The sequence below is a fragment of the Adhaeribacter sp. genome (assembly GCF_057359045.1).
Genome location: NZ_JBMQUD010000133.1, coordinates 23449 through 38037, shown reverse-complemented (window position 1 = coordinate 38037; position 14589 = coordinate 23449). Strand labels below are relative to the sequence as shown.

The 14589-nt window shown below is 45.2% G+C and carries 11 protein-coding genes; 4 read left to right on the top strand and 7 right to left on the bottom strand.

The window, feature by feature from the left end; translation table 11 throughout:
- Positions 1-468: 468 nt before the first annotated feature.
- Positions 469-1647, bottom strand: a complete 1179-nt coding sequence (locus ACO1R6_RS21420) for a Gfo/Idh/MocA family protein (RefSeq protein WP_486267158.1) — start codon at positions 1645-1647, stop codon at positions 469-471.
- A gap of 517 nt (positions 1648-2164) precedes the next feature.
- Here ACO1R6_RS21420 and ACO1R6_RS21415 point away from each other — a divergent pair.
- From ACO1R6_RS21415 to ACO1R6_RS21400, 4 genes are all read left to right on the top strand, one after another.
- The gene (locus ACO1R6_RS21415) at positions 2165-3811 is read left to right on the top strand and encodes a glycoside hydrolase family 140 protein (protein ID WP_486267157.1); all 1647 of its coding nucleotides are present in this window, start codon (positions 2165-2167) and stop codon (positions 3809-3811) included.
- A gap of 107 nt (positions 3812-3918) precedes the next feature.
- Entirely contained in the window at positions 3919-4899 is a 981-nt protein-coding gene (locus ACO1R6_RS21410) for a radical SAM protein (RefSeq protein WP_486267156.1), read from the top strand.
- Positions 4900-5114: 215 nt separating this feature from the next.
- Positions 5115-5627, top strand: coding sequence for a gamma carbonic anhydrase family protein (locus tag ACO1R6_RS21405; RefSeq protein WP_486267155.1), 513 nt, complete (start codon positions 5115-5117; stop codon positions 5625-5627).
- Between the two features lie 216 nt (positions 5628-5843).
- The gene (locus ACO1R6_RS21400) at positions 5844-8018 is read left to right on the top strand and encodes a bifunctional alpha,alpha-trehalose-phosphate synthase (UDP-forming)/trehalose-phosphatase (protein ID WP_486267154.1); all 2175 of its coding nucleotides are present in this window, start codon (positions 5844-5846) and stop codon (positions 8016-8018) included.
- Here ACO1R6_RS21400 and ACO1R6_RS21395 read toward each other — a convergent pair.
- The 6 genes from ACO1R6_RS21395 to ACO1R6_RS21370 form a co-directional block, all read right to left on the bottom strand.
- Positions 8015-8137 (bottom strand): hypothetical protein, encoded by a 123-nt coding sequence (locus ACO1R6_RS21395; protein ID WP_486267153.1) that lies wholly within the window; start codon positions 8135-8137, stop codon positions 8015-8017. The two genes, ACO1R6_RS21400 and ACO1R6_RS21395, sit on opposite strands and share 4 nt — an antisense overlap.
- Positions 8130-9428 carry a S41 family peptidase gene (locus tag ACO1R6_RS21390; protein ID WP_486267152.1) on the bottom strand — a complete coding sequence of 433 codons (1299 nt, stop codon included), beginning with the start codon at positions 9426-9428 and terminating at the stop codon, positions 8130-8132. The genes ACO1R6_RS21395 and ACO1R6_RS21390 overlap by 8 nt, the downstream gene beginning before the upstream one ends.
- 38 nt (positions 9429-9466) lie before the next feature.
- The gene (locus tag ACO1R6_RS21385) at positions 9467-10243 is read right to left on the bottom strand and encodes a LytR/AlgR family response regulator transcription factor (RefSeq protein WP_486267151.1); all 777 of its coding nucleotides are present in this window, start codon (positions 10241-10243) and stop codon (positions 9467-9469) included.
- 281 nt (positions 10244-10524) lie between these two features.
- A complete protein-coding gene (locus ACO1R6_RS21380) occupies positions 10525-11610 on the bottom strand; it encodes a histidine kinase (protein WP_486267150.1) in 1086 nt (361 codons plus the stop codon).
- Positions 11600-12640: a sensor histidine kinase gene (locus ACO1R6_RS21375; RefSeq protein WP_486267149.1), complete on the bottom strand. Its 1041-nt coding sequence runs from the start codon at positions 12638-12640 to the stop codon at positions 11600-11602. The genes ACO1R6_RS21380 and ACO1R6_RS21375 overlap by 11 nt, the downstream gene beginning before the upstream one ends.
- Before the next feature lie 77 nt (positions 12641-12717).
- Positions 12718-13986 carry a hypothetical protein gene (locus tag ACO1R6_RS21370; RefSeq protein WP_486267148.1) on the bottom strand — a complete coding sequence of 423 codons (1269 nt, stop codon included), beginning with the start codon at positions 13984-13986 and terminating at the stop codon, positions 12718-12720.
- Between the last annotated feature and the right edge of the window lie 603 nt (positions 13987-14589).

Genomic DNA, 14589 nt, shown 5'->3' with positions numbered 1-14589 from the left:
CTCCCCCTACCCCCTCCGAAGGGGGACGTTCAATGCTGTGAAATATGCTTGCTTAAATTATTGAGTTAAATTAGAACAGCGGTAACTAAGAGGTAATTACAGCAGTCGGTGGAGTGAAGACCTTCTGGAAGATTCTCTTCTAAGATTCCGGTGCTTTAGCATTCCGACGAAGGAGGAAAGGAAGATTAGGGAGTCTGAACCCACCGACGGGGCCCCGCGGCCGGGAGCAAACTTAGGCTTTAGCGAAACTTTAGTACCAAAACATTGAAAGATGGAATCTTTCAGAAGACAAACATCAGAAACCGCATTAAAATAAAATTGCCGGAAATTAAAAAGCATCAATCTCCGGCAATCTAAAAATTAGATAACTATCTGCGGGAATAAATTCTAATCAAGATTCCGCCACAGTAGTAAGAACCAGCCAGCCATAACCTATAACCTATAGATAAATTAGTTACAAGAAATATTTTAACTCTTTAAAGTAAGCTTTTGCGCCTGCGCCTGCGCTTTCAAAGCCAGCTCCGTTGCCAAAAAGCAGTGCTCCTGCGACATAGCCGTTTCGGTGCGATTGAGCACATCGTTTACCAATTGCTCGCCGTACGGCAAATTTACCTGGCTGCAATCAATGTAGCGGGTTTCTTTCGCATCGGTCAGGAACAGGTGGTTGCCACCCGGCCGGCCGCCAATATCAATATTTTTGCGCAGTTCCATAAAGCCTTCGGTACCCAAAACGGTCAACCGGCCATCGCCCCAGGTTTTCAGGCCATCGGGGGTAAACCAGTCTACCCGAATGTAACCGGTGCCACCGTTGCCGCGCAGCATGGCATCGCCAAAATCTTCAAGTTCGGGGTACTGCGGGTGGTTAACGTTACCTACCTGCGAGGCTACAATATCGGCTTTGGTAGAATTGGTAAAAAACAAAAACTGGTCGAACTGGTGCGAAGCAATGTCGCAAATAATACCGCCGTAGTGTTTTTTCTGGAAAAACCACTCGGGGCGGGTTTTGGGGTTCATGCGGTGTGGTCCCAAACCAATGGTTTGGATTACTTTGCCAATGGCCCCGGCTTTAACCAGTTCGCCGGCTTTTACGGTAGCCTTGTTTTCGAGCCGCTCGCTGTACATAATGGAGTAAATGCGTTTGGTTTCTTTCTGGGCTTTCCGCACGTCGGCCAGTTGCTGCAACGTGGTAATACCGGGCTTATCGGCCATGTAATCTTTGCCGCTGCGCATCACCCGAATACCCAGGGGGGCGCGCTCGTCCGGAATACCGGCGCTTACCACCAACTGAATGGCTTTGTCGTCGAGAATTTCTTTTTCGCTGCGGGCCTGCTTGGCTTGGGGGTACCGTTTGGCAAAAGCCGCCGCTAAATCGGCTTCTTTCGCGTAAAAACTAACCAGTTCGCCGCCGCCCCGGATTACGGCTTCTACCTGCCCGTATATATGCCCGTGGTTTAACCCAATGGCCGCAAACTTAATGCGCGCAGCGGCCGGTTTGGTAATAATAGCCGGACTGGCCAGGGGCGCTGCCGGTAATACAACCGGGTTGGCCAAAGCTGCGGGAGCAAAGGTGGGGAGCACGGCCAGCCCAGCCGCTGTAGCAACGGAGTTTTTAAGAAATTTACGCCGGTTAAATTGTGGGTCTTTCATATCGGTTATTTTTCTGTTTTGCATTCTTGTGGGGGCCGCCATAAGTGCCACCCGGTTAACCTGTTGGTTTGTTCCATCTTTAAAGCCGTGATAGTTTTAGTTGTATCCGGAAGTAAGGAAAGCCTCTATAGGTTCTTTTTGCTAGATACATATTCTTGGCGGGAGTAGCAAGTCTCTTTGGTAGAAGAATTTTGCTTAAAGTTTTAAGTTGTTTTTTGCGTCGGCTTTGTTTAAAACTGCCCGTGTGCAATACCGGCAATTACCTGTTTACTTAGTCAGGTCCGCCTCATTGTTCCTTTTAAACGCACCCGGTTAATATTTTTTAAATTTTCTCCGGAGACCTATTAGGGTAAACGGAACCGGGTTAGATTTTTTATTAGCCGGCAAATGACCCGAGGACAAGACGGTTAATTTTTAAATTTTGCCGCTATTCGTGGAAATTTAAAATTATCTCGTTTATTTTAACCTGCTTAGTTACGTCTGTTCACCTACCGGATTTATTAATTACCACCACCTTATGATTATTTGCCGCAACCAAATTCTGCTTTTATTTTTTTTCTGTGCTTTGCTGCTATGGCCCGGTTATACAGTTGCCCAGGTGGGCCGCTGGATGCGTTTTGAACATGCATTTACCAGTACCAAAGACTATGCAAACCCTTTGTATGGGGTAAAAAAGTTTAGCGTAAAATTTACCTCGCCTACGGGCCGGGTTAAAAATATTAATGGTTACTGGGATGGCGAACGCAACTGGAAAGTACGCTTTGCTCCCGACGAAACAGGGGCCTGGACCTGGGAATCGGTTTGCTCGGATACACAGAATACCGGTTTGCACGAGGTAAAAGGTAATTTTACCTGTACCAGTCAGAATAGTAAGCTAGCTATTTACCAACGAGGCGCCATTATGCACCCACCTGGTACGTACCACCTGGCACACGCCGACGGTACGCCGTTCTTTTGGGCGGGTTGTACTGCCTGGAACGGCACTTTAAAATCTACCGAAGAGGAATGGGAAACCTACCTGACCGACCGGGCAAGTACGGGGTATAGCGTAATTCAATTTGTAACCACGCAGTGGCGCGGCTGCGATAAAAACAGTTTGGGCCAGGTGGCCTTTGAAGGCAGCGGCCAGATAAAATTAAACCCTGCATTTTTTAAACACCTGGACGGTAAAATAGATAAAATAAACGCTCACGGCCTGGTAGCGGCCCCGGTACTTTTATGGGCTTTGGGTACGGTGCAGGGCCGGGAGCTGAGTCCGGGGTATTATTTGCCCGAAGAAGAAGCCATTTTGCTGGCCCGCTACATGGTAGCCCGTTACGGCGGCAACCAGGTAATCTGGATTTTGGGCGGCGACGGCAAATACACCGAAGAAAACGAGCAACGCTGGAAAAATATTGGCCGTGCCGTTTTTACCGAAGAACACCCGGGCTTGGTGGCCTTACACCCCGGCGGCGGCTCCTGGATCGGCGAAGCCTATGCCCGTGAAAACTGGCTCGATATTATTGGTTACCAATCGGGGCATAACAATCAGCCCAGAACTTTAAATTTTATAAATAAAGGCCCCGTGGCGGCCTTGTGGAGCAAATTGCCGCCCCGACCCCTGATTAATATGGAGCCGGTATACGAAGAAATTAATCCCAATGTAACGGCTGCCGATGTGCGGAATGCCGGCTACTGGAGTGTGTTAAATGCCCCCGCCGCCGGTATTACGTACGGGGCGAACGGGGTTTGGCCCTGGTTGCGCGAAGGCGAATTTATTTTAAACCACGGCAGTAAAGGCGAAAATGCCAGTAGGTGGCATGCGGGTATTAAGCTACCGGGCAGCCGGCAAACGGGTTACCTGGCCAATTTTATGCGTACCCTGGCGTGGTGGAGCTTAAAACCTACCCCCGAATTATTGGTAGCGCAACCCGGCGATAAGCAGCCTGCCGATTTTGTTTCGGTAGCCGGCACACCCGATGGCAAAACTATTGTGGTTTATTTGCCCAAAAACAACCCCATAAAGCTTTATAACCCCAATAACAGTACGTACCAGGCCCAGTGGTTTAACCCGGTTACCAACCAAACCGCCAAAGGCCAGGTAGCTGCGCAAAATGGTTTGCTAACCATAACGCCACCTGCCGGCGAAAACGATTACGTATTGGTTTTAAGAAAAAAAGGCTAGCCGCTGCGGGTTCTGGCTGGTGTCGTTAAACCGATTTGGGTTAATGGCATGCGGGATATTATGTAATTAAGCCGTAACTTGCCGGTATTAACCAACCGACCAGAAAAGTGCGTTTAGTTTCTCATCCGGTGTTGTGCAATTATTATGTAACCTACCGGTGCAATGCCCGGTGTTCGTTTTGCGATATCTGGGAGAAACCTTCGCCGTATATAAAACTAGCCGATGTAGCGCAAAACCTGCGCGACCTGAAAAAGCTGGGCGTACAGGTAATTGATTTTACCGGCGGCGAACCGCTCCTGCACCAGCAACTGGATCAGTTTCTGGGCCTGGCCCACGATCTGGGTTTTATTACTACCCTTACTACCAATTGTTTACTGTACCCCAAATACGCCGAACGCCTCAAAGGCAAGGTGGATATGCTGCATTTCTCGTTAGATGCCGCCGATAAAGAAAAACACGATACCGGCCGGGGCGTAGCCTGCTACGATTTTGTGCTGGAATCGATTGCTCTGGCAAAGAAGCTAGGCGAACGCCCCGATATTTTGTTTACCGTTTTTAGCGAAAATATTGACCAGTTGGCTGCTGTTTACGAGCAAATTGTTTTGCCCAATAAGCTTATGCTGCTGATAAATCCGGCTTTTGAGTACAACAACGTAGATACCGGCTCCGGGCTTACCGCCAGCCAACTGCAATATTTATCGGCATTTGGCAAACAAAAGCAAGTGTACCTGAACGAGGCTTTTGTGGCCTTGCGGCAAAACGGGGGCAACCATATTACCGACCCGGTTTGTAAAGCCGCCAGTACCACGCTGGTTATTTCGCCGGAAAACGAATTGGTGTTGCCGTGTTACCATTTGGGCGAAAAAAAATACCCGATAAACGGAAATTTGTACGAGTTGTACCATTCTGCAGAAGTGAAAAAGCAAATTGCCCTGGAAGGCCGTTTGCCCGCCTGCGAGGGCTGCACCATTAATTGCTACATGCAGCCCAGCTTTGCCGTAGAAATAAATAAATATTTCTGGAAAGCCTTACCTAGTACCCTCAAATACAATTTATACAAAGGCACCTGGAAGCGGATGTTTAGTTAGGGATTGGTAATTAGAGGTTAGTGGTTAATTTGGGGTGTATTGACGTATGGCCTATTCTAATTTAAATGGCTGTTAATATTAAAAAGATAAAACGAGGCTTAACAAACCAGGTAAATCTAAACGTATGTTCAATATTCTTTGATTTTATAGTAAAGCAAATGTTAGACTTTTTAATTAATCATAAACAACTAACAACTAATCCCTAACCACTAACTATGGCCCTGATTTTACCCGTTAAAGACGTACATCCGCAAATAGGCCAGGACTGTTTTCTGGCTCCAAATGCTACTATTGTGGGCGAGGTGGTGCTGGGCGACCAGTGTACCGTTTGGTTTAATGCCGTTATCCGGGGCGATGTAAACCGCATTACCATTGGAAACAAAACCAATATTCAGGATGGTGCTGTAATTCATTGCACGTACCAGAAAGCCGCTACAGTTATCGGCAACAACGTATCGGTGGGGCATAACGCCATTGTGCACGGCTGCACCATTCATGATAACGTATTGGTGGGCATGGGCGCTATTGTTATGGATAATGCCGTAGTACACCCCAATTGTATTGTAGCCGCCGGCGCCATTGTTCTGGAAAATACCATTTGCGAAGCGGGGTATATTTATGCCGGTATCCCGGCCAAAAAAGTAAAAGCGCTTAGCCCCGAACAAATAGCCAATCTGGCTAAAACCGCCGCTAACTATATTATGTATGGCAGTTGGTTTAAAGAATAAATTTAACTTTAAATATAAATTACATCCGGCGGCCTGGCCGTAACGGAATATTTTTCTTTTTTAAACTTATTAAACGCTGTAAGAGAACTTTGCTGCTGGGTAATAAATATTTTCCTGGTTTCTGGTTTTTTTATTACACCCGCTCAACCGGCCAATTCGGGTAAATATCGAACCTAAGCAGCTAAATTAAAGTACTGCTTACTGGAGTTAGTTATTATGGCAAGAAAAATAATTGTATCTAATAGATTACCGGTTAAAATTAAAAAGAATGAAAATGGCTTAACGTTTGAACCCAGCGAGGGCGGCCTGGCCACCGGTTTAGGGTCGGTTTACAAAGATGATGGTAACGTTTGGATAGGCTGGCCGGGCCTGATCCTGGAAGAAGAAACCGACAGGCAAACGGCCATTGCGGAGCTGGAGAAAGAAAGTATGCAGCCGGTTTTTTTAACCGAAGACGAAATAAAAGAATATTACGAAGGTTTCAGCAACGAAACCATTTGGCCCACTTTCCATTATTTTTCGCAGTTTGCGGTTTACGAAGCCAGTTACTGGGAAGCCTATTACCGCGTTAACCAAAAATTTTGCGAACAGATTGTTAAAAGCGCCGGCCCCGATGATACTATCTGGATACATGATTACCAATTGCTGCTTTTGCCTTCTATGGTGCGGCAGCACCTGCCCGAGATAACCATTGGCTTTTTTCAGCATATTCCTTTTCCCAGTTACGAGGTGTTTCGCATGTTGCCCTGGCGCAAAGCCTTGTTAGAGGGCATGCTGGGTGCCGATTTGCTGGGATTCCATACCTACGACGATGTGCGGCATTTTGTGAGTTCAGTTATTCATATTACGGGTTTACCGGCTTCGCAGGGCGTAATAGAAACGGGCAACCGCAGCGTTATGGTTGATGCTTTCCCGATGGGCATTGATTACGACCGGTATGCCCAAACTGCCCATTCAGGTAAAGTGGCCGAAATAGCTGCTTCGTTTCAGGATGCCCTGCGGCACCGCAAAATTGTTCTTTCCATCGACCGCCTTGATTACTCCAAAGGTATACCCCAAAGGCTACGCGCCTGGGAATTATTCCTGAAACAATACCCCGAGTTTCACGAGCAGGTAACCTTAATTATGATTGTGGTGCCTTCGCGCGACCAGGTAGAAGAATACAAAGCCCTGAAAGTAGAAGTAGACGAACTGGTAGGCCGCATAAACGGCTTGTACCGCACCCTTAGCTGGGCGCCGGTGCAATATTATTACCATGCCTATCCGTTCGAGGAGTTGTCGGCTTTTTACCGGTTGGCCAACGTGGCCCTGGTTACACCTATGCGCGATGGCATGAACCTGGTGTGCAAAGAATATATTGCCAGTCGTACCGATGGCACCGGCGTACTGATTCTAAGCGAAATGGCCGGTGCGGCAAAAGAATTATCCGAAGCCATTCTCATTAACCCGAACGATGTAAACCAGATGGTAAATGCCCTGCACCAGGCCCTGGCCATGCCGGAAGCCGAACAGCAGGCCGCCATTGCTACCATGCAGGCCACCGTACAGAAGTACAATATTCATCATTGGGTAAAAATATTTATGGATAGACTCACCTACACCAAAGAAAAGCAAAATGCACTTAAAACGGCTTTGCTGAAAGACGATAGTACCCAAAAATTAGTAAACGATTACCAGCAGGCTACCCAGCGGCTAATATTCCTGGATTATGATGGTACCTTAATGTCCTTTACCCGCGAACCCGATAAAACCAAACCCGACGAAGAACTGCTTCGTTTGCTACAAGATTTATCTAACGACGAGCGCAACCGGGTAGTTATTATTAGTGGCCGCGACCACAACACACTGGGCCAATGGCTGGGAAATTTGCCGCTGGATATGATTGCCGAACACGGCGTTTGGCTAAGAAAACACGAAGCAGACTGGGAAATGATTCAGCACCTTGATAATAGCTGGAAAGAAGACATCAGGCCGGTGCTGGATACGTACGTGAGCCGCACACCGGGCTCTTTGCTCGAAGAAAAAGATTACGCGCTGGTATGGCATTACCGCAAAGTAGACCCCATTTTGGGCAGCACCCGGGCCGGTGAACTCAGCAGTCATTTAAACTACCTGATTGCTAACCGTAATTTGCACGTAATGGAAGGCGATAAAATTGTAGAGCTTAAAAATATTGAAGTAAATAAAGGCATTGCGGCCGCGCGGTGGTTACAGGAGTATCCCAGCCAGTTTGTGCTGGCCATCGGCGACGACCGCACCGACGAAGATACTTTTAAAGCTATGCCTACGTGTGCCTACACCATTAAAGTAGGCAATACCCGGTCGGTAGCTAAATACCACCTGCCCAAACCAGAAAACGTACGGCATTTACTGCGGCAGTTGCTTAACTAAGTGCTGTTAAACCAATCTTTAAATTCCTGTACGCGCTCCCGGCTTATAATAATTATTTTATCTAAAGCAATGGAGAGCCAGGAAGGTAGGTTGTAGTAAGTAATAATTATTTTATTCAATTACCAGAAAGGAGTTTTCCTTATCTCCTTCTTTTATGGTTTGGCTATTTTTGGGGTCATTAATCCATTTACCATCTACAATAAACATATAACTTATTGGGCCAGGCGCTACTTCTGCCTGGCCCACCCATTTACTTCCTTCTTTTTTCAAAAGTAAATCTTTTCTGGCCCAGGAGTTAAAGGAGCCGGCCACCGCTATTTCTTTTGCCTGCTCAAATCCGTCTAACTGAAAAATAACTGATTTAAACCGGGGCTTATTCGCTTCTAAGGTTTTAACCTGTTGGGCTAATACGGTTTTTTGTGTTTGGCTGGAGGTAGTTGCCAATAGTTGCTTTAAGGCGGTAAGATGGGCTGTATAAAGAGCTATATTCGATTTTACGGGCATATCGGGCGTAACCCCCACTTTCTCCCAGTTGGTTTGGGTAATTGGGTTAATGGAACGGCTGCTCGGAACGGAAACTTTGTAATGGGAATTAGCGACTACTAACTCAGCCGGGTTTGCCCCACCGCGCGTTGTTTCGCCTATCAGCAGGGCTCTTTTTAGTTGTTTTAAATCATACGCTATTTCTTCTCCGCCAGAAAATGTGCGGCCACTGGTTAAAATATAGATGGGTTGGGTAGCGTAACGCTTGCCGGGTACCCACGCGTGGATCCAGTATTGCTTTGTTGCCTGGGTTGGCCGGTTATAAATATCGAACAGGTGCACAGGCTCTTTAAAAAAATAACTACACAAAAACGGAATGGTATTTTCATCTAAACTGCCCCGGCAACTTCTTAAATCAATAATTAAGGCATCGGTATTTTCTACGGTGCGCATAGCCGCTATTAAAGTATCAGCACATTTATCAAGCGGGCCAAACATAGGAATATTTAAATAGCCTATATTCCCCGGAAGTACTTTCTTTTCTTTAATGCCAAAGTTGTTTTCCTTTAACAAATTATTCAGCCAAACATCTTCTTCCGGATTATGCTCTGGTTGCTGGAGAGCCGGTATTTCTTGCGGGTAATAGTTTACTTTTAAATGCTGGTCGTTTGATACTTTTTGCAAATCCTGCGTTAGCTGAAAAGCAAATTCGTGGCCCTGCGTAATGGTATCGTATTTGCCCTGGCGGAAATGGGTTAATATGCTTTTCTCCATGCTTTTGGCCACTTCCGGAAAAACATATTGCGTATGGATGATTTTAAAAACATCCGCAATAATCATTTGCTTTTGATTGCTTGTAATTTGCGCATGGCCCGGCAAAGAGAACAACATAATTAAGCTTAGGAGCAGCGCTGGCCGTAAATACATAATTATAATTCTTTTTTTTCTGAATGCCAGATAATGGACTAAGCGCCGTTAAACCAGTCTTTAAATTCCTGCACCCGCTCCCGGCTTACCACTATTTCTTTATCGAAATCGGTTTTAGGCCGGATGAGCAAGCGGCTGTTGGAGTACACAATTACATCGCGGATGGCGTTGATGTTGATAATAAACGTGCGGTTAACCCGGAAGAACAAAGCCGGATCCAGGGCATCATCGAGCTCTTCCATTTTATAATCAATAATATATTTCAGGCGTTTATCGGCGAGTAAAAATACATTGCGGTCTTCGGCATAAAACAGTATTATTTCCTGCGCCGGAATAGAGTGGATGTGCTCGCCGGTACGTACCATAAACCGGTTTTTATAATTTTTCTTGTGCAGCATGCCCAGGGCTTGCTCTAACTGCAACAACTGCGCGGCCGGGTTGGGCGTACCTAAATTTTTGCGGAGGGTGTTTAGCTTTTGCATGCTGCCGGCTACCGCTTCGTACGTAATGGGCTTGAGTAAATAATCGATGCCGTTGCCTTTAAAAGCTTCAATGGCATACTCGTTAAAAGCGGTGGTAAATATTACCGGTTTTTCTACTACGGTTTTCTTAAAAATATCAAAACTCAGGCCATCGGTTAGCTGCACATCCATAAAAATTAAATCTACCTGGTTGCGGGTATTGCTTAGCCAATCCACGGCTTTTTCTACGGTGCTAATCCGGTCGGCTACCTCAATGGTGGCATCATATTTTTTAATATGGCGCTCCAGTTTTTCGGCTGCCGGTTTTTCGTCTTCAATAATAAGTACGCGCATAAGTGGGGAAATTGGGCGTGGGTTATTTATTGTTATCTGCAAAAAGCATTTAATACAGGCGTAAGGTAGTTCCTGGTAGATTATAATCTAATATTTAGTGCTGAATGACCGAAAAAGCTGGTTAAATCCCCGAAAAACAGGGGTGAACCGCTAAGCCGTTAAAGCCATAAAACCTGCCCTGGTAAGTAACCGCTTTGCAACAGTTACTATTTGGCCTTACCAGCCAGTTGGCTTAGGTTATTTTTAGTTTTTTAAGTTTAGTGGTTGCTATCCGGCGTATTTTAATTCTCGGGGCCAACGGGAGTAGGGGCAGGGGTGCCCACGGTTAGCAAAGGAATACGTACCATTACTACATTGTCTTCTTCGGTACAGTCCAGGGTGCGGTCAGTGTAAAAGCTGTAAGCGCGGGTAAGTTCCGGTAAAGGATTAGGATTAAGACCCGATATAAGTAACCGTTCGTGCAATTCGTAGCGGAAAGATAAAGTTTGCTGCGCGCCTAACCGTACAAATAATTGCAGTGGGGTGTGTTCGGTAATAAGCGAGCGGTTAATGGCGTACTCGGCCAGTTTTTGCAGGGTGCCGGGCAGCAACATGTGCCGGGTGGAACTATCCGGAGGGGGCGTTAGGTGCAACTGAATGCGGCCCTGGTGCATGTAGTTGTAAAGAACTACCAGGTTTTGGGCGGCTTCTATTTCGCAGGCAACGGGTACCATATCGCGCTTCTTGTTCTCTAGGGCGTAGCGGTATATTTTAGATAAATCATGAATAAATGCATCGGCTTCGTCGGGGTCGTGGTGCAATACCTGGATTAAAGTTTCGAGGCTGGCATAGAGTAACTGCGGATTAACATCGTTTTTTAAAGAATTAACCTGAAACTCCATTTTTTCGCGCATGTTTTTTTCCTGCTGCAGCCGGCGCTGGTTAAAGTGGTAGAGGTAATAAATGCCAAAATAAACCAGCGTATACAGTACCGTAGAAACCAAAAAAATACTGTTCAGGGTCAGCAGCTCGGTCTGGAAAGAAGAGTAACCCAAAACCAAAATAAAATACGCTGAAACGCCCGCCGTAATAACCAGCAGCGAGCAGCAAAGGTTAGCAGACAGGTAAATAAATATGCGGCGCTGGGCGCTTTTAAATTCCGGAAAGAGCCGGTTAATGCCCATTAAAACCAATCTTAAACTCTCAGACAAAATGTACGTGAGGCCAACGCACAAAAGGGCTTCTTCGCTGAAAAAATTTTGCTCTACCTGCTGAATGCTGTCAAAAATAAGCAGCACCAGTACGTACACCAGCAACCCGTAAACGGGCGGAAAAAATAACCGAAAAAAAGGGTTGTGGTTAAATCCGACCATAACTTTATGCGGCATACAATAAAGGCAGTTCTACTCTAAACTCGTCGGTTCGCCGGACCTGGATATTAGCTTTGGCAAAATATTGGTACCGTTGCTGAATATTGGCTAAACCTACCTTAAAAGAACTGGCCTTAAAGCTGTTTTCCAGAATATTATTACTGATAATTAATAAATTTCTATCGGAAAGAAAAATGCGGATGTGCAACGGCGATTCTTCGGAAGGGGCATTGTGTTTAACCGCATTTTCGAGGAGCAATTGCAGCGTAAGCGGCGGAATTTTACTGCTTAACACCCGGCGCGGCAACTCTATGCTTAATTGCACGGCCGTATCGAACCGGCTTTTGAGCAAAAAGAAATAAGCTTTTATAAAATTAAGTTCGTCGGCGAGGCGCACCAGCGGTAAATTTTGGTTGGCCAGTATGTATTGGTACGTTTGCGCCAGCTTCCGGATAAATTGCTCGGCTTGTTCCGGGTTGGTATAAATTAACGACGAAATTGTATTCAGGCTATTAAATAAATAATGTGGGCTGAGCTGGGTTTTAAGCACTTCGAACTGGAGGGCCAGTTGGGTGCTGGCAATTTTTACTTCTTCTATCTGGATGGCTGCGTACTGGTTGTAAGAATATAAAGTAAAATCTACAATGGTGTAAATAAATATAACCACTACGGCCAGGATAATAAATTTAATAAAAGGGTCGTGGTATTGCTGAATAAAATTACCGGTAGTAATGCCGTGCCAGTTTAAATACAAACGTAAAAAAACATAGCAAATTATTAGGGAGACCAAGCCCAGTGCTGCTAATTCTAGGGCAAAACGCACGGCCGTAGCCAGGTACCAGGGGGCTTTTTTATTCAGGAACCGGCTAGAAAAATTAAAACTTAAACCCAGTGCATTGGCTAAGAATAAGCCAAATAAAAAGTGTTTGCCGGTGCTGCCGGTTAAAAGCGTGTTGCCGTTTACCGAATATAATAAATACAAAAAAAGCAAAGCACCGGCTACGGTGCTGGCAATTAAAGAATAGAAAATCCGGGGGTAAAAGCGCATAGCGTATTTTTTGCGGATAATATGTTTGCTTTGCGTTTGGGGCCGCACAACCAATTGCCCAAAACGCGAACCCTGTTTTAATCTAAGCCATTCATTACCTGGCGGTATTCAAAATCAGAACTAATGGTGCGGGCTGTTTTGGCGTAGGCGGCTTTTACCTGGTCGTTGTTGGTGGGCATGGTAGTTTTTAGTTTTTGTAAAGTTTTACTTTTTTCATGGCTCGAATTAATATCGGCTATTACCGGAAAAACCAATAAATAATCGTCGGTGCTTAATTTGTGCTTGGTAACCAGGTTAGCCAGGGCCCGGCTTTTCTCAAAATCAGAATCGATGGTGCGAATGGCCTTTAAAATTTCGTCAAAATTCCGGTCTAAATATTTGGGATTAGCTATAATGGTGGCCAATATTTTTGTTTTTTCGTAATCCGATGCAACCGCTGCCGTATGGGCTATCAGCTCTTTGTAGTTTTGTTCGGGCAGGGCCGGGTTTACCACCACTTGTCTTAAAATTTTGGCTTGCTCGTAGCTCGATGAGATAGAAGCAACCATGTTTAACACCTGCGAAAAATTATTGGCTTTAAGCTTGCCCAGTTGTAACACCCGCGACAAAACTTTGCTCTTTTCATAATCCGACGACATGCCCGCCACGGTGTGCAGGTAATCTGGCATAATTTTATCGTTCTGGATAAATTGCGGGGCTACCTGGCGCAATAATTTTCCTTTTTCGTAATCAGATTCCAGGTGTTTGTTTATCTGAACCAGTACCAGGCGCATCTCGTTCTCTTTTAAATTTGGCTGCAACACCAAATAATTAAAATAAATAGATTGCACGTGGTCGCTATCTATTTTGGCAATTTGGTTTAGCACACCGTTTACTCCCGTTTTGGCGTAAATGCGCTGTACCCGGTCTTCGGCCCCAATACCGGTGGTGGCAATAATACCCGGCAGCATTTCGTGCAGCCATTTGCGGCCTTCCGGCTCATAAGACTGTTGGCTTCGGCCCACATAATACCTACGGGTTAAACTGCCGTCGGCGGCACTGGTAATCTGTATTTCGCGGCAATTGCCAAAAGTAGTTTTGCTGTATTTAAAGAAACCGCCCGGGCTAATGCTTTTAATATCGCGTTCGTCGTCGGTAAAAATAATTTTTCCGTTGTACGACAATGAAGTAGAAGAGCTGGTGTTATCGTGTATTATGCGGGTTGTACCTCTTTGCAAACATACGGAGTCGGTATCGGGTATTACCGGGTCCGGAGCAGCTCCGGTGGTATACGGCAGGCAACAACAGGTAAATATCAGTAAAAATAAACGCCGGTATAAAGGGTTAAAGAGTAAAGATTGTTCCATCGTAATTTTCTTTAGTTCTTATCTGATACGAATTTGGCTACAAATTACTTCCCGAAAAAACCGGAAGCAGCCAGTTGTTAAAAAACCGACGTGAATTGCACAACGGCCGTAGTAAAAATAAAAGCACCGGCATACCCCACCTTACTGCAACAGATGAGTACCGGTAGTTAAATGTTGTTTATACAACTATTAATTTACTTATCCCCAGCCGGAAAAAAAAGTTTTTACAATATTAATCCCACTGCTGCTAATTTTTCTTAAAAAAAGGCTTAACAAAATCTAAAATATAACCCGGCAAGCACCAAGCCCGGGTTATTAAATAAGGCGTCGGCTAGGTTAAAAGGGTAATGCTAAAGTTACACCTTAAATCAGTTAGGTAATAAAAATAGCAAAATCATTTATAAGTAATAATTATGGTTGTTGATATATAACTAATTAAGGCACAGTGCTGAAATATACAAAAAATAAATATATAATTTTTTATATATTAAATTTAATTTCGTAATTTCGATCTTCAAATAAATCTTCATAAAAGAAGGATTGGTTGCTGCCCAGGTTGTATTTGCCAGCAAGCCCGCCAACACTTTTTGCTATTTAGTAAAG

Coding starts and splice junctions, on each gene's coding strand:
- ACO1R6_RS21420 (WP_486267158.1), bottom strand. CDS start 1,647: ATGAAAGACCCACAATTTAACCGGCGTAAATTTCTTAAAAACTCCGTT.
- ACO1R6_RS21415 (WP_486267157.1), top strand. CDS start 2,165: ATGATTATTTGCCGCAACCAAATTCTGCTTTTATTTTTTTTCTGTGCT.
- ACO1R6_RS21405 (WP_486267155.1), top strand. CDS start 5,115: ATGGCCCTGATTTTACCCGTTAAAGACGTACATCCGCAAATAGGCCAG.
- ACO1R6_RS21400 (WP_486267154.1), top strand. CDS start 5,844: ATGGCAAGAAAAATAATTGTATCTAATAGATTACCGGTTAAAATTAAA.
- ACO1R6_RS21390 (WP_486267152.1), bottom strand. CDS start 9,428: ATGTATTTACGGCCAGCGCTGCTCCTAAGCTTAATTATGTTGTTCTCT.
- ACO1R6_RS21385 (WP_486267151.1), bottom strand. CDS start 10,243: ATGCGCGTACTTATTATTGAAGACGAAAAACCGGCAGCCGAAAAACTG.
- ACO1R6_RS21380 (WP_486267150.1), bottom strand. CDS start 11,610: ATGCCGCATAAAGTTATGGTCGGATTTAACCACAACCCTTTTTTTCGG.
- ACO1R6_RS21375 (WP_486267149.1), bottom strand. CDS start 12,640: ATGCGCTTTTACCCCCGGATTTTCTATTCTTTAATTGCCAGCACCGTA.
- ACO1R6_RS21370 (WP_486267148.1), bottom strand. CDS start 13,986: ATGGAACAATCTTTACTCTTTAACCCTTTATACCGGCGTTTATTTTTA.